The 19522-nt window shown below is 66.2% G+C and carries 19 protein-coding genes; 10 read left to right on the top strand and 9 right to left on the bottom strand.

All coding sequences use genetic code 11. From position 1 onward, the window contains the following. Positions 1-81 precede the first annotated feature (81 nt). The 4 genes from NOF55_RS13030 (at position 82) to NOF55_RS13015 (ending at position 4429) form a co-directional block, all read left to right on the top strand. Positions 82-1140: a phosphotransferase gene (locus NOF55_RS13030; RefSeq protein ID WP_306411816.1), complete on the top strand. Its 1059-nt coding sequence runs from the start codon at positions 82-84 to the stop codon at positions 1138-1140. 42 nt (positions 1141-1182) lie between these two features. Next, a complete protein-coding gene (locus NOF55_RS13025; protein WP_370868987.1) occupies positions 1183-2496 on the top strand; it encodes an aspartate aminotransferase family protein in 1314 nt (437 codons plus the stop codon). Between the two features lie 47 nt (positions 2497-2543). Further along, positions 2544-3281 (top strand): GntR family transcriptional regulator, encoded by a 738-nt coding sequence (locus NOF55_RS13020; protein WP_306411814.1) that lies wholly within the window; start codon positions 2544-2546, stop codon positions 3279-3281. A gap of 95 nt (positions 3282-3376) precedes the next feature. Next, complete coding sequence (locus tag NOF55_RS13015; RefSeq protein WP_306411813.1) at positions 3377-4429, top strand: polysaccharide deacetylase family protein; 1053 nt, start codon at positions 3377-3379, stop codon at positions 4427-4429. Between the two features lie 111 nt (positions 4430-4540). Here NOF55_RS13015 and cysQ read toward each other — a convergent pair whose 3' ends face one another. Beyond that, a complete protein-coding gene (gene cysQ / locus NOF55_RS13010) occupies positions 4541-5305 on the bottom strand; it encodes a 3'(2'),5'-bisphosphate nucleotidase CysQ (protein WP_306411812.1) in 765 nt (254 codons plus the stop codon). A 324-nt stretch (positions 5306-5629) separates the two neighbouring features. On the opposite strand from cysQ, the gene NOF55_RS13005 reads away from it, so the two are divergent. Next, positions 5630-6901 (top strand): D-alanyl-D-alanine carboxypeptidase, encoded by a 1272-nt coding sequence (locus NOF55_RS13005; protein ID WP_306411811.1) that lies wholly within the window; start codon positions 5630-5632, stop codon positions 6899-6901. Positions 6902-6922: 21 nt separating this feature from the next. Here NOF55_RS13005 and NOF55_RS13000 read toward each other — a convergent pair whose 3' ends face one another. After that, complete coding sequence (locus tag NOF55_RS13000) at positions 6923-7648, bottom strand: pyridoxamine 5'-phosphate oxidase family protein (RefSeq protein ID WP_306411810.1); 726 nt, start codon at positions 7646-7648, stop codon at positions 6923-6925. A 95-nt stretch (positions 7649-7743) separates the two neighbouring features. Here NOF55_RS13000 and pdxR point away from each other — a divergent pair, with 95 nt between their 5' ends. Both pdxR and NOF55_RS12990 read left to right on the top strand, forming a co-directional pair. Then, positions 7744-9219, top strand: coding sequence for a MocR-like pyridoxine biosynthesis transcription factor PdxR (gene pdxR / locus NOF55_RS12995; protein ID WP_306411809.1), 1476 nt, complete (start codon positions 7744-7746; stop codon positions 9217-9219). Continuing rightward, positions 9216-9908: a DUF930 domain-containing protein gene (locus NOF55_RS12990; protein WP_306411808.1), complete on the top strand. Its 693-nt coding sequence runs from the start codon at positions 9216-9218 to the stop codon at positions 9906-9908. Before pdxR ends, NOF55_RS12990 begins: the two co-directional genes overlap by 4 nt. 10 nt (positions 9909-9918) lie before the next feature. Here the strand turns inward: NOF55_RS12990 and NOF55_RS12985 are convergent, their stop codons facing one another. Further along, positions 9919-11175 carry a hydantoinase/carbamoylase family amidase gene (locus NOF55_RS12985; protein ID WP_306411807.1) on the bottom strand — a complete coding sequence of 419 codons (1257 nt, stop codon included), beginning with the start codon at positions 11173-11175 and terminating at the stop codon, positions 9919-9921. Positions 11176-11365: 190 nt separating this feature from the next. Between NOF55_RS12985 and NOF55_RS12980 the strand changes: the two genes are divergently transcribed. Next, positions 11366-13012 carry an MFS transporter gene (locus NOF55_RS12980; protein WP_306411806.1) on the top strand — a complete coding sequence of 549 codons (1647 nt, stop codon included), beginning with the start codon at positions 11366-11368 and terminating at the stop codon, positions 13010-13012. 12 nt (positions 13013-13024) lie between these two features. Here the strand turns inward: NOF55_RS12980 and NOF55_RS12975 are convergent, their stop codons facing one another. The 5 genes from NOF55_RS12975 to NOF55_RS12955 form a co-directional block, all read right to left on the bottom strand. After that, on the bottom strand, positions 13025-13399 hold the full coding sequence (locus NOF55_RS12975; RefSeq protein ID WP_306411805.1) for a VOC family protein: 375 nt from the start codon (positions 13397-13399) through the stop codon (positions 13025-13027). 33 nt (positions 13400-13432) lie between these two features. Continuing rightward, positions 13433-14290, bottom strand: a complete 858-nt coding sequence (gene fghA, locus NOF55_RS12970) for an S-formylglutathione hydrolase (protein WP_306411804.1) — start codon at positions 14288-14290, stop codon at positions 13433-13435. Positions 14291-14298: 8 nt separating this feature from the next. Beyond that, positions 14299-15411 carry an S-(hydroxymethyl)glutathione dehydrogenase/class III alcohol dehydrogenase gene (locus tag NOF55_RS12965; RefSeq protein ID WP_306411803.1) on the bottom strand — a complete coding sequence of 371 codons (1113 nt, stop codon included), beginning with the start codon at positions 15409-15411 and terminating at the stop codon, positions 14299-14301. 31 nt (positions 15412-15442) lie between these two features. Continuing rightward, positions 15443-15736, bottom strand: coding sequence for a metal/formaldehyde-sensitive transcriptional repressor (locus NOF55_RS12960; protein ID WP_306411802.1), 294 nt, complete (start codon positions 15734-15736; stop codon positions 15443-15445). A 165-nt stretch (positions 15737-15901) separates the two neighbouring features. Next, positions 15902-16225: an Rdx family protein gene (locus tag NOF55_RS12955; RefSeq protein WP_306411801.1), complete on the bottom strand. Its 324-nt coding sequence runs from the start codon at positions 16223-16225 to the stop codon at positions 15902-15904. Positions 16226-16415: 190 nt separating this feature from the next. Here NOF55_RS12955 and NOF55_RS12950 point away from each other — a divergent pair, with 190 nt between their 5' ends. Next, positions 16416-16994: a LysE family translocator gene (locus tag NOF55_RS12950; protein ID WP_306411800.1), complete on the top strand. Its 579-nt coding sequence runs from the start codon at positions 16416-16418 to the stop codon at positions 16992-16994. 92 nt (positions 16995-17086) lie between these two features. After that, a complete protein-coding gene (locus tag NOF55_RS12945; RefSeq protein ID WP_306411799.1) occupies positions 17087-17587 on the top strand; it encodes an ABZJ_00895 family protein in 501 nt (166 codons plus the stop codon). A gap of 81 nt (positions 17588-17668) precedes the next feature. Here the strand turns inward: NOF55_RS12945 and lepA are convergent, their stop codons facing one another. Beyond that, positions 17669-19489, bottom strand: coding sequence for a translation elongation factor 4 (gene lepA / locus NOF55_RS12940; RefSeq protein ID WP_370868980.1), 1821 nt, complete (start codon positions 19487-19489; stop codon positions 17669-17671). Positions 19490-19522 lie beyond the last annotated feature (33 nt).

The following is a 19522-nucleotide window of genomic DNA, read 5'->3' as shown; positions in this document are numbered from 1 at the left end:
CTCCGTCATGCCCGGGTCGAGCCCGGGCATGACGGAGGAGAGGGAAGGGCGAGACAAAGCAGAAAAGACAAAGGAAACACCATGACGGCAACGGCCGTGAAATCGCCCACGGTGGGCGCGGAACTGAAGACGGAAGCCGTCATCGTCAGTGCGGAGGAGGCGCAGGCCATCGCCCGCGACCGGTACGGCCTCGACGGCCGGGCCGAATGGCTGTGGGGCGAGAAGGATTCCAACTATCGCCTGTCGCTGGCCGACGGCACGGAATACCTCCTGAAAATCCTCAATCCCGCCGAAAGCCGGGCCGTGACCGCCATGCACAGCCAGGCGCTCATCCATGTCGCGGCGCGCGACCCGGACATTCCGGTGCAGCGCATCATCCGCACGCTGGACGGCGAGGCGGATTTCCGCATGGTGGATGCGGGAGGGCAGGAGCGTAGCGTGCGCATGGTGACGTTCGTGCCGGGCAGGGCGCAGAAGAGCGCGCCGCATTCCCGGACGCAACGCCGCGCCGTCGGCGTCTGGCTGGCGCGCATGCAGAACGCGCTGGCGGATTTCACCCACGAGGCGGCGCATCACCGCATCACCTGGGACATGAAGCATGCAAGCGGCCTGCGCGACCTGCTGCCGGCCTTCGGCGACCGGCCGATCCGCGCGCGGCTCGAAAAGGCGGTCGACGATTTCGACGCGCGGATCGTGCCGGCGATGGCGGGCCTTCCGGCCCAGGTCGTCCACAACGATTTCAACATGGAGAACATCCTCGTCGATCCGGACGACCCGGACAGGATCAGCGGCATCATCGATTTCGGCGACATGGTGCATGCCCCGCTGCTGTTCGACGTCGCCGTCGGCGCGGCCTACCAGATGGGCGAGGAAGAGGACCCGGTTGCCGCCGCCTGCGACTTCCTCGAAGGCTACGCCTCTCTCAGGACGCTGGGCGCGGCCGAGCTCGACCTGCTCTACCCGGCCATCGTCACGCGCCTTGCCATGCGTCTCGTCATCCCGGAATGGCGGTGCGGTCTTTTCCCCGACCAGCGTCCGTTCCTGACCCGCAACAGCCCGACGGTCGAGCGGCAGTTCGCCCGCCTCGACGCCATCGGCGCGGCGCAGGCCGCCCGCCGCCTGCAATCCGTCTTCAAGTAAGCCGTCCGAGAAGGAACCGTCATGTCCAAACCCGCCCCCGTCATGATCAACGGCTTCGACCCGGCACGGCTCGCAAGCCTGCCCGAAGGCGAGCGCCGCCTGATCGAGCGCCGACAGGCGCTGCTCGGCCCCTCCTACCGCCTGTTCTACGAGGAGCCGGTGCATCCGGTGCGCGGCGAGGGGGTCTGGCTCTACGACGCTGAGGGGGAAGCCTATCTCGACGTCTACAACAACGTGCCCTCGGTCGGCCATTGCCATCCCCATGTCGTCGCAGCGGTCGCGAAGCAGGCGGCGATCCTCAACACGCACACGCGCTATCTCGACGACACCATCCTCGACTACGCCGAGCGGCTGCTCGCGACCTTCCCTGAGCAAATCGACCGGGTGATGTTCACCTGCACCGGATCGGAGGCCGTCGACCTGGCGCTGAGGATCGCCCGCTATCACACAGGCGGCACGGGCATCATCATCACCGAGAACGCCTATCACGGCGTGACGGCCGCGGCCGCCGAAATCTCGCCGTCGCTCGGCCCCAACGTGCCGCTCGGAGCCCATGTCTTCACCGTGCCCGCGCCCGACCCGGCCAGGGCGAACGGCCGCGACGTGGGCGATGTTCTGGCCGAGGAGGTGGAGAAGGCGATCGCCTTCATGCTGCGCCACGGTATCAGGCCGGCGGCCTTCATCGCCGACAGCATCTTCTCCACCGACGGCATCTTTCCCGATCCCGCCGGCTTCCTGCAAAAGACCGTTGAGGTGATGCACGCGCACGGCGCGCTCTACATCGCCGACGAGGTGCAGCCGGGCTTCGGGCGCACCGGCTCGCACATGTGGGGCTTTGAGCGCCACGGCATCGTGCCGGACATCGCCGTGATGGGCAAGCCGATGGGCAACGGCATTCCCATCGCCGCCACCGTGATGAAGGCCGAGGTGCAGGAGAAATTCGGCCGCGACATCCGCTATTTCAACACGTTCGGCGCCAATCACGTTTCCATCGCCGCGGCCTCCGCCGTGCTCGACGTGATCCGCGACGAAAATCTGATGGAAAACGCCGCCGCGACGGGCCATCATATGCTGGAGGGAATGAAGCGGCTCCAGGAGCGCTTCGCCTGTGTCGGCGCGGCGCGCGGCGCGGGCCTCTTTCTCGGCCTCGAATTCGTCAGGGACCGGGAAAGCGGCGAGCCGGACGGCGCGCTGTCATTGAAGGTGGTGAACGGGCTGAGACGCAGGCGCGTGCTGATTTCCGCAGCCAGCCCTCACGGGCATGTGCTGAAGATCCGTCCGCCCCTGCCGTTCCGGCGCGAGCATGCCGATATTTTCCTCGAATCGCTTGAGGCTGTACTGATGGAGCTTGCCTGAGCGTGGCGGACGCGCTAACCCGGCCCAGGAGACATGGAAAGGACCGCATGCACTTCGAATTCCGGCCGATGGAAGCGGGTGACGGCCAGCCGAAGGCCGTGAAGGCCTATAACGAGCTTCGTGACGCGATCATCACCATGAAGCTGCCGCCCGGGGCCGCCCTGCACGAGAGGGAAATCTGCGCACAGCTCGGCATTTCCCGCACGCCGATGCGCGAGGCCGTTCTCAGGCTGGCGCAGGAAGGGCTGGTCAACGTCATTCCGAGCGGCGGCACCTTCGTCAACAAGATCTCCGTGCGCGACGTCATCGAGGGGCAGATCGTGCGCGATGCGCTGGAAATGCGGATGGTGCGCCTTGCCGCCCGCAATTTCCAGCCGGACCGGCAGCGCGATTTTGACCTGTTGATGTTCCGCCAGCAGGAAGCCGCCAAGCGCGCCGACGCGGACGATGCCTTCGCCATCGACAATGAGTTCCACCGGCTGATCTGCACCGTCGCCGGCTTCCCGAATATCTGGCAGACGATCCATGCCTCGACCGGCCAGCTCGACCGGCTGCGCCGGCGCGCCTACCCGAAGGAAGGTTTCTTCGACGAGGTGGTCGAGGAACACGCCGCGATCCAGAAGGCGATCGCCGCCCATGACGAGGCGGAGGCCGTCAGGCTGATGAAGGTGCATATCGACGGCATCGCCGCCGTCCTGCGCTTCGTCATGGCCTCCTACCCGGACATCATGTCGGACGAGGACGACACGGCCATTCTCGACATGCTTCTTGCGCCCGGTGAGTGAATAGCGCCCGCCAGGACAACCCGTTGTTTGTGGTCCGTTAAGACTCTCGCTGTACGACCGGGGGATCGTTTTCAGGTTCGTGCGGGCACCCGTGCATGTCTTTCTGGCCCAATGTGAAATCCCGGCTTAAATATCCGTTGATCCGGGCAGGGCTCGAAATCACCGCCCTGCGCCCGGTGAGGGCGCTGTTTCCGAAAGCCGGCGGACGCGGCGTGATCTGGACGCTGCACCACGTCCGGCCCGAGGCGGGCAGGGCCTACGCGCCGAACGCCTATCTTGCCGTCACGCCGGACTTTCTGGCCGAGGCCATCGAGGAAAGTCTCGCCGCCGGCCTCACACCCGTTCACCTGCACGACCTGCCGGCCCTGCTCGCCGATCCGCAGGACGCACGCAACTTCGTCGCCTTCACGCTGGACGACGGCTATCGCAACAATCGCGAATTCGCCGCGCCGGTCTTCAGGCGCTACGGCGTTCCCTACACGATCTTCATCACACCCGGCTTCGTCGAGCGCAGCCGCTCCATGTGGTGGGAAACCGCCGAGGCGCTGGCGGCCGGCCGCGACAGCTTCCGCTTCGATTTCGGCAGCGGCGAGGAATGGGTCGCCAGCCGCAGCCTTTCCGAGAAGAGCGCCGTCTTCGAGCGCTTCGCCCGCTTCATCCGCGCCGTCGACGAGGACGAGGCCGTCGCCCGCATCGACGCGGCGGCCGCCGCCTACGGCGTCGATCCGCTCGCCATCGTCGACGACCTGACCATGACCGCCGCCGAACTGGCCGATCACGCAGCGGAAGATGCACTCGTCCATTTCGGCGGCCATACGATGACGCATGCCAACCTCTGCCGTCTCGACGAGGCGCGCCAGCGTTTCGAGGTCGAGACCTCGCTCGACAGGATCGAATCCTATGTCGGCGTCCGCCCGCGATCCTTTTCCTATCCCTATGGCTGGGCGTCGGCCTTCTGCGCCGCCGCGGAACGGGCCGTCGCCGGTGCCGGCATCGAGGTCGGCGTGACGACGCGGCCGGGCGTGCTGCATCCGGGCCTGCTGAACGCCACCACCCGCCTGCCGCGCGTCTCGCTCAACGGCTATTACCAGAAGCGCCGCTATGTCCGCGCCCTGCTGTCCGGCGTGCCGTTCAAGCTTCTCGCCTAGGGCAATTCCAGGAAAAGTGTGAAGCGGTTTTTCGTTCGGAATCGCGTAAAAACAAAGAGTTGGAGAATTTCAGCATTTCAGCGAAAAGATGAAATGCTCTAACGGGACGCTTCACGCCGGCAGGCCGCCGGTCGCGATGAAGAAGGGATTGGCGAAACCCGGCTTGCCGTAGCAAAGCGGCGCGCCTTCGATATCCGTCACCGTGCCGCCGGCGATCCGCAGGATGGCGTCGCCGGCCGCCGTGTCCCACTCCATCGTGCGGGAAAAGCGCGGATAGACATCCGCTGCGCCTTCGGCCAGGAGACAGAATTTCAACGACGATCCGACCACCCGCCGCGCGGCGATCCCCTTGCCGTCGAGGAAGGCAAGGGTTTCGGGAGAATTGTGCGAGCGGCTGACGAGGGCGACCGGCTCGGTCGGGCAGGGACGGACGCCGATGGCGGTTCGCGAGGCGACGGTGAAGCCGGCCGTCACCTCCAGCTTTTCCGCGCCCGTGCCAGCCGCGCTATAGGCCCGTCCGCAGGCCGGCGCATAGACCACGCCGGCGACCGGAACGCCCGCCTCGATCAGGGCGATGTTGACGGTGAAATCGCCGTTGCGGGCGATGAACTCCTTGGTGCCGTCGAGCGGATCGACGAGGAAGAAGCGGCCGGCGCCGATATCCGGTATCCGGCCGGCGGCGACCGATTCCTCGGCGATCACCGGAATATCCGCAAACGCATCCGCCAGATGGGACAGGATGATCGTTTCCGCCGTCCGGTCGGCCTCCGTCACGGGGGAACAGTCGGCCTTGAACATGACCTGCGCGCCCCTGGCATGGATGTCCAGAATGGCGCGGCCCGCCTCCAGCGCCGCCTTTTCCAGAATATTCATCATCGCCCGACGATCCCGTTCCATCATCCGTTCTTTGGTTTAGGCCCATCGCGCCGCGTCTGTCCATTCACGATCGCCCGTTTTCCCGGGGCACCGCCACGCTTCCGACACAAAGTGCCTCAGGATGGCGCAGGTCGCGTTCTTGTGATCGAACCTTCAGTGCTTCGGGACGGCAAAAGACGGTTGCGTTAAGGAAGCGGTAACGCTTGGCGCATAGCCTGTCTTAACGGCTCGTTAATATCTTTGACCGGGCCGCGTGACGACGACTGCCATGCCGGCGCCGGGCGCCGCATTCACACAAACCAGACCTGGACGCTCGCTTTGAAGATGACGTTTCTCACCCGACTCCTCGTGGCGCTGGCGCTCGTTCTCGGCATTGCCGGAACCGCCGCGGCCAATCCACGCTATGCCGGCTTCGTCATTGATGCCCGGACCGGCAAGGTGCTTTACGCCGAGAATGCCGATGCCCGGCGTTATCCCGCATCCCTGACCAAGATGATGACGCTCTACCTGGCCTTCGAGGCGCTCGATGCCGGACGCATGCGCGAAACGACGCGCATCGCCGTCTCGCGCCGCGCCGCCGCCGAGCCGCCGTCGAAGATCGGCCTGAAGGCCGGCTCGACGATCACCGTGCGCGACGCGATGCTGGCGCTGGTGACGAAATCGGCCAACGACGCGGCGACGGCGCTCGGCGAGCATCTCGGCGGCTCCGAAGCCGGATTCGCCCGCATGGCCACCGAAAAGGCCCGCGCGCTCGGCATGCGCAACACCACGTTCCGCAACGCGCACGGGTTGCCCAATCCGCGGCAGGTGACGACCGCCCGCGACATGGCGATCCTCGGCATCGCCCTGCGCGAGCATTTCCCCCAGCGCTACGCGATCTTCCAGACCCGCAGCTTCAGCTTCGGCAAGCAGGTGTTCGGCAACCACAACCGGCTGCTGCAACAGGTCAAGGGGGTCGACGGCATCAAGACCGGCTACATCAACGCATCGGGCTTCAATCTCGTGACCTCGGCGCGCAGCGGCAACCGCTCGATCGTCGCCGTCGTCATGGGCGGCAACACGGCGGCCAGCCGCGACGCCCACATGCGCGACCTGATCGCCCGCTACATGCCGAAGGCATCCACCCGCGGCGGCGGCGGCCTCGTCGCCAAGCGGGGCGTCAGCCCGGTCGTGACCAGTTCCATCGCCCCGGAAATCCGCCAGGCGCCGGTGCCGACGCTGCGCGCCGAACAGACGGTGCAATCGGCAAGCCTCGGCATGCTGCCCGTGCCCGAACCGCGCGGCGCGCAGGCCGAAGTCGCCGCCCTCGCGCAGGCGGCGGACCAGTCCGAAACCTTCCAGGAGGCCGCCGGCGGCTGGACGATCCAGATCGCCGCTACGCCGGGCCGCGACGATGCGCTGAGCATTCTGGAGCGCGCCCGCTCCCGTGTGCCGGGCCCCCTGCGTGACGCCGCGCCGCTGGTCGTGGAATACCGGACCGGCGGGCAGACGGTCTACCGCGCCCGCTTTGCGGGCTTCTCCGGCAAGGACAGCGCATGGCAGGCCTGCGGCGCGCTGAAGAAGCACGGCTTCAACTGCTGGGCGTCGGAAGGCTAGAAACCGCAGGCAAGGCGGACCTCAGCGCTTTTCATAAAGCGCCTGGGTTTCCACAAGCGCCTCGTCGAGCCGCCGCCCCTCGCCATAAAGCCGCACGCTGTCCGGCACGGGAACGGCAGGGGGCATGACCGGGCTCGGCCGCAGCGCGCCGATCACGGTCTCGACCGGGATGACGCCCGCCCAGACCGGAAACGCCGCGTCCTGCGTGTCGTCATCGCCGACGCCCTTGGCGCGCGCCTTCACCGCCGCGTCCTCGATCGTCATGCCGATCACCGTCGTCGCCTTCGCCTCCTGCGGGTCGACGGGCCTGAGGGTTGCGGCCCGTCCCGGCCAGAACCGGTCGGTGACGGCGGCCAGAGCCCGCGCCTTCTCCTCGGGATCGTCCACGATAAACGCCGTTCCGAAGCACATGGCCGAACGGTAGTTGGCCGAGTGATTGAAGCCCGAACGGGCGAGAACCAGCCCGTCGAGATGGGAAACGGTGACGCAGACCGGCGCGCCGGCCTTTTCATGGCGCAGCATGCGGCTGGCGGAGGAGCCGTGCCAGTAGAGCCTGTCGCCCTCGCGCCAATGGATGGTCGGCGTGCAATAGGGCTGCCCGTCGATCACATAGGCGACATGACAGAGCATGCCCGCATCGAGAACCGCATGAACCGCCTCGTGATCGTAGCGCCCGCGCTCATGCAGGCGCCTGACGCGGTTTCTCGGCGTCACGGGATAGGCGGTGGTGGTCGAGCCGTCGCTCATTCTGTCGTCCTTTCCGGTTTTCAATCGCGCGCTTGCCGCGGCGCATATCGTGGCGTTATGTCTGCATGTCGCGATTGGACCGGGATAGAGCCAATATGAGAACAAATCGAAAGACCAATCTGCCCGACTGGTCTGCCCTCATGCCGGTGCTGCCCGAGGCTGGAACGCGGGCGGCGGCCCTCTACAATGCCCTGCGGCGGCTGATCGAAACCGGGCTGGCGCCGCCCGGCGCCAAGCTGCCGCCGACCCGCGACCTGATGAAGCGGCTGAAACTGTCGCGCGCGGCGGCCGTCACCGCCTATGAGCGGCTGGTGGCGGAAGGGTTTGCCGAGGCGAGGGTGGGCGCTGGCACCTTCGTGGCCGAGGCCGTTCCGCTCCTCGGCGATGCGCCGCCGCTGCGCCCCGCCACGCTGCCGCAGATCGAGCCGCCGGCGCCGGGGCTGCTGGCGCTCGGCGTCGCGACGCCCGACCTTCGCACCTTCGACATCTTCCGCCGGCTGATCGCCCATGAACTGGCCCGCCCGCACGAAAGCTTCTTCCGCTACGGCGATCCGCGCGGCAGCGCCGCGCTGCGGCAGGCAGTCGCCGATTATCTCCAGACGGCACGCGGCGTGCGGTGCGCGCCCGAACAGATCGTCATCACCTCGGGAATGCAGCAGGGGCTCGATCTGGTGCTGCGCGCCACGCTGGAGCGCGGCGACGGCGTTCTGGTCGAGGATCCGTGCTATCCTTCGGCGCTCGCCGCCGTGCGCGGGGCCGGCGGCAGGCCGATTGCCGTTCCGGTCGATCAGGAGGGGCTCGATCCCGCCCTGATCGGCCCGGCAGGCAGGTCGGCGCGGGTCATCTACGTCACCCCCTCGCACCAGTTTCCGCTGGGCGTGACGATGACCATGCGCCGCCGGCTGGCGCTGATCGACTGGGCGAAAGCGAACGGCGCGATCATTATCGAGGACGATTACGACAGCGAGTTCCGCTATGCCGGGCCGCCGCTGGCCGCCCTGCAAGGCATGGACGACACCGGCTCCGTCGTCTATCTCGGGACCTTCTCGAAAGTGCTCTTTCCGGGCCTCAGGACCGGCTATGCCGTCGTCCCGGAACGGCTTCTGCCGCGCGTGCTCGACCTGCGCCGCACCAGCGACCGCCAGCCGCCGGTTCTGGCCGAGCAGGCGCTCGCCCGGCTGATTTCGGAGGGCCATTTCTCCGCCCACCTGAAACGCGCCCGCCGCACGGCTGAACGGGCCCGTGACATACTGGTGGCGGCGCTGAAGGCCGAATGCGGAGAGGCCCTTCTTATCAGCCCGCCGGCGCAGGGGCTTCACCTCGTGGCGCGTTTCACCCGTTTCGGCGCGCGGGAGGCCGGCAGCGCGCCGGCGCTCGCCTTCGAAACCGCCGTGGCGGCGGAGACGGGGCTGCGTCCGCTTTCGCCGATGTATCTCGGACAACCGCGCGATCAGGGCCTCGTGCTCGGCTTTTCCGGGTTTACCACCCACGAGATGAAGGCGGCGGCGGCTTCGCTCGGGGCGGCGCTCGGCAAGCGTCAAGGCAGGCACGAAGAGGCGAGGAAAGGATGAGAGCGGCGCTTTCAGGCGGCCCGCCCGGCGGGCCGTTCGCCCCGCCGGGCAACCGCCGGCTGTCGCTCCGTCTGCTTGTCGTTTCCCTTCTCGTCCACGTCGGGGCGCTTGCGCTGCTTGCCATGCTCGCAACGATCGACCCGTTACAGGAGGAGCCGGAGGAGCCGATTGCCGTCACGCTGTTTCCCGCCGATCCCCGCTCTGCGCCGCCGGTATCGACCCGACCGATTTCTCCCGAAAGCGCCGCGCCGGAGCAGCCTGCCGACCCGCCCGCCGCCGCCGAGGACGACATGATCGCCGCCACCCGGTTTCGCGCGGCAGAGGTGCTTTCCGATCCCCGCAGCGCCAGCGCACGCGAGGCGCTGCAAACACTTGCGCCGGAAACGCGTCTGGAACAATTGTGCAATCTGGAGGTCATGGAACAGGTGCGCCTGTGGAAGCCCGACCTCGCGCCGGACTTCGTCATTGCCTACGCGACGACCGATACCCGCCTGCGCGGCCGCGAACTCACCGCCGAGGGGGCGGCGGTTCGCATTTCCGGCCGTTGGTTCCGGCTGCGCTACGCCTGCACGGGCTCGGGCGACCTCGCAGCGGTCACAAGGCTCGCCTTCTCCCTCGGCGCGGAAATTCCGGAAGCCGAATGGAGCGAACACGGCCTGCCCGCCGGCGATGCCGAAATGCACGAATAGCGACGGGTTCTCACCCCTCGTTCGCTGCGGCCAGAGCCATGTCGAGCAGCACCCGGGCGCCGGCGGTGGCGTGTTCCGGCTCACACCATTCCAGCTCCGAATGCGAAATGCCGTCACGGCAGGGCACGAAGACGATGGCCACGGGCGCGACGAAGTGGATCGACAGCGCATCGTGGGCGGTGAGTGTCGGCAGCGTCATCACGGAAAGACCGCGGCCTTCCGCCGTCTTCACGGTGAGGTCGAGAAGATCGGGTGAGAAATCCAGCCGGTCGCGGAAATGCGCGGTCGTGGTCTCGATGTCGAGATGGCTGTCTTCCGCGATCCGCCGGGCCGCCTCTTCGATCCGGTCGATGATGGCCTGGCGGCCTTCCGCCGTCTCGTGGACCACGACATAGGAAAGCTTCGCCAGGTGCGGAATGTTGACGCGGTTGTTCGGCCAGTTCTCGACGACCGTGGCGCTGACCATGCCCGCCGGCTCCTGCGCGGCGCCGATCTCCTCGATGGCGAGGATGAGCTTCGCCGCGCCGACCAGCGCGTTGCGCCGCCGAGACATCGCCGCCGTCTGCGAATGGCCGTTCTCGCCGCGGATTTCGATGAAGCCGGAGCAGCCCCATGAACTGTTCGTGACCGCGCCGATCACGGCGCCGTTCTTCTCCAGTTCCGGTCCCTGCTCGATGTGCAGCTCCAGATACTTGTGGACCTCGCGCCCGCCGGCCGGCACCGGCCCGGCATAGCCGGTGGCGGCCAGCTCGTCCCTGACCGAAAGCCCCTTGCGGTCGGTGCGCGCCAGAACCTCGTCGAGCGGCAGAAGCCCGGCAAAGACGGCAGACCCCATAAGCCCGGGCTGGAAGCGCGCGCCTTCCTCGTTCGTCCAGTTGACGATCTCGATGGCGCGTTGCGTTTCGAGGCCGGCCGCGTTCAGCGCGCGCACGACCGCAAGCCCGGCCAGAACGCCCAGCACGCCGTCGAATTTCCCGCCCGGCATCTGCGTGTCGAGGTGGCTGCCGATCATCAGGGGCGGCAGCGACGGATCGCGCCCCTCGCGCCGGGCGAACATGTTGCCCACCCGGTCGACGGACAGGGCAAGCCCGGCCTCGCGCGCCCAGTGCGCGAAGAGATTGCGGGCTTCGGCATCCGCGCCGGACAGGGCAGGGCGGAAGGAGCCGCCGCGCGCCGTGCCGCCGATGGCACCCATCGTCATCAGGTCGGACCACAGGCGCGCGCCGTCGATTTCGGGAAGGCCGGTCATGTCGTGCATATCGTTCATCCTCTGGTGTTTTTCTTGCCGCAACGCAGGATGCGGGACGGGCGCAGCATTTCCCCATTCGCCGCCGGCGCGCAAGCGGGAAATGGTACGGACAAACGCCTTTTCGTTCCCACCGGCGGTTGCCTCCGCGCCATTTCAATGTAGCCTGTCGTCAATCAAAAGACTCGTGCGTAGCCGGAGGAGGAAAGACGTGCCGCAGAGAAGGTCGACACTTGCCCTTTTCCACCATCCCGTGTTTCGCACTCTGTGGCTTGCAACATTGGTTTCCAATCTGGGCGGGCTCATCCAGGGCGTCGGCGCGGGCTGGCTGATGGCGACGATCTCGCCCTCGCAGGACATGGTGGCGCTGGTGCAGGCCTCCACGACGCTGCCGGTCATGATCTTCTCGCTCGCCTCCGGAGCGCTTGCCGACAATTTCGACCGGCGCAGGATCATGCTCGCCGCGCAGCTCTTCATGCTGGCGGTTTCCGTCCTTCTGGCTTTCCTGGCGTTTGCCGGACACATCACGCCGTGGCTGCTGCTGACCTTCACCTTCCTGATCGGCTGCGGAACGGCGCTGCACAACCCCTCATGGCAGGCGTCGGTGGGCGATATCGTGCCGCGCGAGGACGTGGCGGCGGCCATCTCGCTGAACAGCATGAGCTTCAATCTCATGCGCTCCATCGGCCCGGCCATCGGCGGCGGCATCGTCGCGACGGCCGGGGCGGCCGCGGCCTTCGCCTTCAACGCCTTCAGCTACGTCGCGCTCATCGGCGCGCTTGTCTCGTGGAAACCGGAGCCCCGGCCGCGGGGCCTGCCGCGCGAACACTTCGGCAGCGCCGTCATGGCGGGCGTCCGCTACGTGTCGATGTCGCCGAACCTCATCAAGGTCATGATCCGGGGGTTCCTGTTCGGTGCGTTCGCGATCTCGGTACTGGCACTCCTGCCGGTCATCACCCGCGACATCATCGGCGGCGGCGCATTCGTCTACGGCGTCCTGCTCGGCTGCTTCGGCTTCGGGGCGATTTTCGGCGCGCTCGGCAATGCCCGCATCCGCGAAATCTTCGCCAACGAGACCATCGTGCGCTTCTCCTTCGCCGGCTTCGCCGCCTGCATCGGCGTACTCGCCGTCAGCCGCTCGATCCTGCTCGACTGTCTCGTGCTGCTGCCGGCCGGCGCCTGCTGGGTCATGGCGCTCTCGCTCTTCAACGTCACCGTCCAGCTTTCGACGCCGCGCTGGGTCGTCGGACGGGCGCTCGCCATCTACCAGACGGCCACCTTCGGCGGCATGGCGCTGGGAAGCTGGATCTGGGGCCTGATTTCCGAAGGCTACGGCCCGGAAACCGCGCTGGTGATCGCGAGCATGGCCATGATCGGCGGCGTGCTGATCGGCATCCGCCAGCCGCTGCCGCCTTTCAATGACCTGAACCTCGATCCGCTCAATCGCTTCAGCGAGCCGGAACTGAGCCTCGACCTGCGCTCCCGCAGCGGGCCGATCATGATCATGGTGGACTACCAGATCGACCATAAGGACATTCCGGCCTTTCTCGCCGCCATGTCCGACCGCCGCCGCATCCGCCTGCGCGACGGGGCGCAGCAATGGGCGCTGCTGCGCGACCTGGAAAACCCGAACATCTGGACCGAGACCTATCACGTTCCGACCTGGGTCGAATATATCCGCCACAACCAGCGGCGCACGCAGGCCGACGCCGACGTGGCGGAACGCCTGCTGGCGCTGCATCGGGGCACGGAAAAGCCCCGCGTCCATCGCATGATCGAGCGCCAGACCGTGCCGCTCAAGGACGATACACCGCTGAAGCAGCAGCATCCGCACCACCATCACCCGGAAATCCCATAGGCGCCGGCGGCTTCAGCCCGCCGGCGGGGATTGCAGGGCGATCCGGTTGCCTTCGCTGTCGCCGATCTCGGCGACGAAACCGCCATCGCCGACCGGTGTTTTGGGAAACAGCAGCGCCGCGCCCTGCGCCACGGCTCTCTCAAGAGCCGCGTCGATATCCGCAACGCTGAAATAGACGATGGCCCCGTTGACGGTCGGCACGTAGACCTCGCCTTGCGCCAGAGCGCCACTCGCGCCGTCCTTTCCCTCCTCGAAAGGGAAAAAGGCCATCCGGCTTCCGTGAATCTCGACGATTTCCCCGAAGCCGATGCCGAAAACGGCGGCGTAGAACGCCATCGCCCGCTCCAGATCCGCGACGGGTATTTCGACATGGGCGACGATGTTCACGAGAGCAATCCTTTTCCGGCGTCTCGCCGCCTGTTATCCCTTCAGCCGTGCCGCGTGCCAGCGCAGGTGATCGTCCATGAAGGTGGAGATGAAGTTGTAGGAATGGTCGTAGCCTTCCCGCAGGTTCAGCACCACTTTCTGGCCGGCCTTGTCCGCCGCCTCCACCAGAAGCTCCGGCATCAGGCCGGTCGTCAGGAAGCTGTCGGCCCCGCCCTGATCCACGAGAAATTCCGGGAACCGCCGGCCGTCCTCGATCAGCAGGCAGGTGTCGTATTCGCGCCATGCGGCCTCGTCGGTCCCGAGATACTTCTCGAACGCCGGCCGCGACCAGCCGGCGACGGACGGCTTGACGATGGGAGCGAAGGCCGAAGCGCTTTTGAAACGCTCCGGGTTCTTCAGCGCGATCGTCAGAGCGCCGTGGCCGCCCATCGAATGGCCGGCGATGCCCTGACGGTTCATATCCGCCGGAAAATGGGCGGCGATCAGGTCCGGCAGTTCTTTCACGACATAGGAATACATGCGGTAGTTTTCGGCATAGGGCGCCTGCATCGCGTCGAGATAGAAGCCGGCGCCCGAACCGAACTGCCAGTTGTCCTTCTCGTCCGGCACTTCCTCGCCGCGCGGCGAGGTGTCCGGCAGCACGACGATCAGGCCGAGTTCGGCGGCCAGCCGCCGGTACTCGCCCTTGTCCATGCAATTGGCGTGGGTGCAGGTCAGCCCCGAGAGATACCAGAGCACCGGCAGCTTTTCGCCTTCGCCGTGCGGCGGCACGAAGACGGCGAAGGTCATCGGCGTCTTCGTTTCGACCGACTGGTGGCGGTAGACACCCTGCACGCCGCCGTGGGCCCTGGCTGTGGAAACGGTTTCGAGCGTGTTCGTTTCAGGCGTCATGGCGGGCCTCAATAGACGACGACCGAGCGGATCGACTTGCCCTCGTGCATCAGGTCGAAGGCGGTGTTGATCTCGTCAAGCGGCATGGTGTGGGTGATGAGATCGTCGATATTGATCTTGCCGTCCATGTACCAGTCGACGATCTTCGGAACGTCGGTACGGCCGCGCGCGCCGCCGAAGGCCGTGCCCTTCCAGACGCGGCCGGTGACGAGCTGGAACGGGCGCGTGGCGATTTCCTTGCCCGCTTCCGCCACGCCGATGACGATCGACTCGCCCCAGCCGCGGTGGCAGCATTCCAGCGCCTGGCGCATCACGTCGGTATTGCCGGTGGCGTCGAAGGAATAGTCGGCGCCGCCATCGGTCAGGTCCTGAATGGCCTGCACCACCTTGTCATTGCCGATCTCGCGCGGATTGACGAAGTCGGTCATGCCGAACTTCTTCGCCATCTCGACCTTGGACGGATTGATGTCCACGCCAATGATCCTGTCCGCCCCCACCATGCGCGCGCCCTGGATGACGTTGAGGCCGATGCCGCCGAGGCCGAACACCACGACGTTCGAGCCGGGACGCACCTTGGCAGTGTAGATCACCGCGCCGATGCCGGTCGTAACCCCGCAGCCGATGTAGCAGATCTTGTCGAAGGGCGCGTCCTCGCGCACCTTGGCGACGGCGATTTCCGGCAGGACGGTGAAGTTGGAGAAGGTCGAGCAGCCCATGTAGTGGAACACCTCGCCGCCATCGCAGGAAAAGCGCGTGGTTTTATCGGGCATCAGGCCCTGGCCCTGCGTGGCGCGGATGGCCGTGCAGAGGTTGGAGCGCTGCGACAGGCAGGTCTTGCAGCCGCGGCATTCCGGCGTGTAGAGCGGAATGACGTGATCGCCCGGCCTGACGGAGGTAACGCCCGCGCCGACCTCGCGCACGATGCCCGCGCCCTCATGGCCGAGGATCGCCGGGAACTTGCCCTCGGAATCGAGGCCGGAGAGCGTGTAGGCGTCGGTGTGACACACACCCGTCGCCATGATCTCGATGAGAACCTCGCCCGCCTTCGGACCTCCGATCTCGATGGTTTCGATGGAAAGCGGCTTGTTGGCCTCCCAGGCAACGGCGGCGCGGCTTTTCATAGTCTGTCTCCTCGGTTGTCGAGCCCCACGCTCACTTCAGGTACGTGCGCAGGATCTTCATGATGGCGTTCATTTCGTCATCGGTTCCGGGAGGACCGGAAACCGGCGGGATGTCCTCACCGCTCTGCCCGAAGGTCTCGCGCAGGTGGCTTTCCAGCACCTCGGCCATCAGCCCGCCCGCCGCGCCGCGAAGGGCTGCGATCTGCTGGAGGAGCAGGCTGCACTCCGTTCCGGCATCGACGGCGCGCTCCAGCGCCTCGACCTGTCCCTTGATGCGCTTCAGGCGCACGAGGGCGCGCTTCTTGTCCTCGGGTGAATGGGGCATGGAACCTCTCCGAAAGAGCGATACATATACTCCCGGGGGTATGTCAAGAGACGGCTGCGAGCATGGCATTCGCCCGCAAGCTGCCAAAGGCGAACGAAGCCCGCGCGGCAAGCGCTTCCGCCGCAAAACGATTTCGCCGAAAGTGAAAAAAAGGCGCGAAGACCGTCAGCGGCCTTCCTTGCCCTCGCGGTCCGTGTGGCCGAGGTCGCGGCCGGGATCGATGACGTCGCGCACGCGCTGCTTCAGTTCCTTCGGACCGGGAAAGCCGCCGTCGCGCTTGCGCTCCCAGATCGTCTGGCCGTCGAGCGTGATCTCGAACGCCCCGCCGGTGGTGGGGACCAGCGCCACTTCGCCGAGCGATTGGCCGAAGGTCTGCAACAGTTCCTGCGCCATCCAGCCGGCGCGCAGCAGCCAGTTGCACTGGGTGCAATAGGTGATGGCGATGCGGGGGCCGGATTGCGCCGGTCCGGTCGATGCGCTTTCGCTCATGATGCGTCTCCCTGCCTCTGCCCGGTGTAGCGCCGGCCCCGCCTTTTCACAAGCAGACGAAACCGCCAGGGCGCCGTTGATCCGCAACAATGTTTTCTTGCCGGTTTGTCCTGAATCAAGAAAAACAGGGCTGACGGCGATAATGTGACGGCGGTTGCGAAGCGGTTCGGCAGGAAAGGCGGGAAGAGAAATGATGACGGCAAGCCTGACGATGGCGATCTTCCTGCTGCTGCTGACGCCGGGCCCGACCAACACGCTGCTTGCCGTCGGCGGCGCGTCCGCCGGTTTCCGGCGCAGCCTGCCGCTCATCCTCGCCGAAAACCTCGGCTACATGGTCACGATCGTGCCGCTGGTGGCTTTTGCCGGTCCGTTTCTGGACGGTCATCCGGTGGCGGCCAGCGCGCTGAAGCTCTGCTCCGCCGTCTGGGTCACGCTTCTCGCGCTGAAACTGTGGGTGACGCCGCTCGGCGAAGCCGGGGAAACCGGGCTCGTGACCTTCCGCCAGGTTTTCGTCACCACCATGCTGAACCCCAAGGCGCTGATCTTCGGCATCGTCCTGTTGCCAAACGGCGAGTTCCTCCAGACCCTGCCGCGCCTCGTCGTCTTCGCCGGCATCGTCGCCGTCGTCGCCGCCTTCTGGCTTTCGGCCGGCGCCTCCATTCTGCGACTGGCCAGCCGGCGCTTTCCCAGCCTGTTCTGCCGGGTGGCCGCGGCCTTTCTCATGGTGTTCGCCCTCAGCCTCGCCGGCAGTTCCTTCGGGCTGATCTGAACAAATCACGGCGCGCCGCGCGAAGATTTGTCTCCCCGCATGCGGAGTGCTATTCACATAATCGTGTTCAGCATGATTCAGAGAATTCAGACATGACCCCTCAGCCTGCCCGTTCCATTTCCGCCCTCAAGCTCGTTTCCATTTATCTGGCAACATTGATCGGCGCCCTGATTCTTGTCGCCGTCCTGGTCGTGGCGCTCGATATCTTCTTCCAGATCGAGTTCAGAAACACCGCTATGGGTTTCGTCGTCATTTTCGTCGCAGGGTCCGCCACCGGCCAGTTCTGGTATTCGCGCGAGAAGGAGCGCCCCGCATCGGGCCGGATGTGGAAAATCGCCTTTCTGTGCGCCGTCCTCACCATCGCCCTGCATCTCCTGTTCCTGTGGGGAACCTATTCGCTCGCAGCCATGAACGGAGCCGGACTTTTCCCCGGCCTGCGCGACAGCGACGTTCCGCTTTTCGCCAGCATTCTCGCCGGCCTTTCGGTGCTGGTGTTCCTCGGCCTGCGCGCGGCCATCGGCATAGGCGTGCGGCAAAGCGTGAAACAGGAAGAAATCCGCGCCCGCAAGGCCAGCAAAGCCGGCAAGGCCTGATACGCTCCGCGCCTGCGACAGATGTAAAAAGGGGAGGCGAAAGCCTCCCCTTTTTGGGTTATTATCGCGCTGGCAATCGCCTCACTCGTCGTTCATCTTCAGCGCGGCGATGAAGGCTTCCTGCGGGATTTCCACCTTGCCGAACTGGCGCATGCGCTTCTTGCCTTCCTTCTGCTTGTCCAGCAGCTTGCGCTTGCGGGTGGCGTCGCCGCCGTAGCACTTGGCGGTCACGTCCTTGCGCAGCGCGCGTACCGTCTCGCGGGCGATGACCTTGCCGCCGATGGCGGCCTGGATCGGGATCTGGAACATGTGCGGCGGAATGAGTTCCTTGAGCTTCTCGCACATGCCGCGGCCGCGCCGGTCGGCGGCGGAGCGGTGGACGAGCATCGACAGCGCGTCGACCGGATCGCCGTTGACGAGGATCGACATCTTCACGAGGTCGCCGGCGCGGTAGTCGATGATGTTGTAGTCGAAGGAGGCATAGCCCTTCGAGATCGACTTCAGGCGGTCGTAGAAATCGAACACCACTTCGTTGAGCGGCAGTTCGTAGGTCAGCATCGCGCGGCTGCCGACATAGGTCAGTTCGGTCTGGATGCCGCGGCGGTCCTGGCAGAGCTTGAGGATCGAGCCGAGATACTCGTCCGGCGTCATGATCGTCGCCTTGATCCACGGTTCGCGGATTTCCTTGATCTTCACCACGTCCGGCATGTCGGCCGGGTTGTGAAGCTCCTTCTCCGTGCCGTCGGTCAGCGTCATCTGGTAGACGACCGAAGGTGCCGTCGCCACGAGGTCGAGGTTGAACTCGCGCTCCAGCCGCTCCTGGATGATTTCGAGGTGCAGCAGGCCGAGGAAGCCGCAGCGGAAGCCGAAGCCGAGCGCCGCCGAGCTTTCCATTTCAAAGGAGAAGGAGGCGTCGTTGAGGCGCAGCTTGCCCATCGCCGCGCGCAGGTCCTCGAAATCGGCGGCATCGACCGGGAAGAGGCCGCAGAACACCACCGGCTGCGCCGGCTTGAAGCCCGGCAGGGCCTCCGCCGTCGGGCGCTTGTCGTCGGTGATCGTGTCGCCGACGCGGGTATCGGCCACTTCCTTGATCGAGGCGGTGATGAAGCCGATCTCGCCGGGGCCGAGGCTGTCGACATTGAGCATCTTCGGGGTGAGGACGCCGACGCGCTCGACGCCGTATTTCGCACCCGTGCCCATCATGCGGATCTGCTGGCCCTTGGCCAGCACGCCGTCGATGACGCGCACCAGAACCATGACGCCGAGATAGGTGTCGTACCAGCTATCGACCAGCAGCGCCTTGAGCGGCGCCTTCTCGTCGCCCTTCTTCGGGGCGGGAAGCTTGTGGACGATGGCTTCGAGAACGTCGGGAATGCCCAGGCCCGTCTTGGCCGAAATCAGCACCGCCTCGGAGGCGTCGATGCCGATCACCTCCTCGATCTGTTCCTTGATGCGCTCTGGCTCGGCTGCGGGCAGGTCCACCTTGTTGAGCACGGTGACGATCTCGTGGTCGTTGTCGATGGCCTGGTAGACGTTGGCGAGCGTCTGCGCCTCGACGCCCTGGCTGGCGTCGACCACCAGCAGCGATCCCTCGCAGGCCGAAAGCGAGCGCGACACCTCGTAGGCGAAGTCGACATGGCCGGGCGTGTCGATGAGGTTCAGCACGTAGGTCTCGCCGTCGTTCGCCTTGTAGTGCAGGCGCACGGTCTGGGCCTTGATGGTGATGCCGCGCTCGCGCTCGATATCCATCGAATCGAGCACCTGTTCCGACATTTCGCGCTCGGCCAGACCGCCGCAGGTCTGGATCAGCCGGTCGGCCAGCGTCGATTTGCCGTGGTCGATATGCGCCACGATCGAGAAGTTGCGGATATGGTCGAGGGGCGTGCGGGAACTGGTGCTCATGCTCCGCGCTATAGCAGGGGTGCAAGCGCCCGC

It is taken from the genome of Ectorhizobium quercum, assembly GCF_026552795.1.
Classification (GTDB): Bacteria; Pseudomonadota; Alphaproteobacteria; order Rhizobiales; family Rhizobiaceae; genus Ectorhizobium; species Ectorhizobium quercum.
The sequence above is the reverse complement of the archived record's forward strand: the minus strand, read 5'-3'. Positions and strand labels throughout refer to the sequence as shown.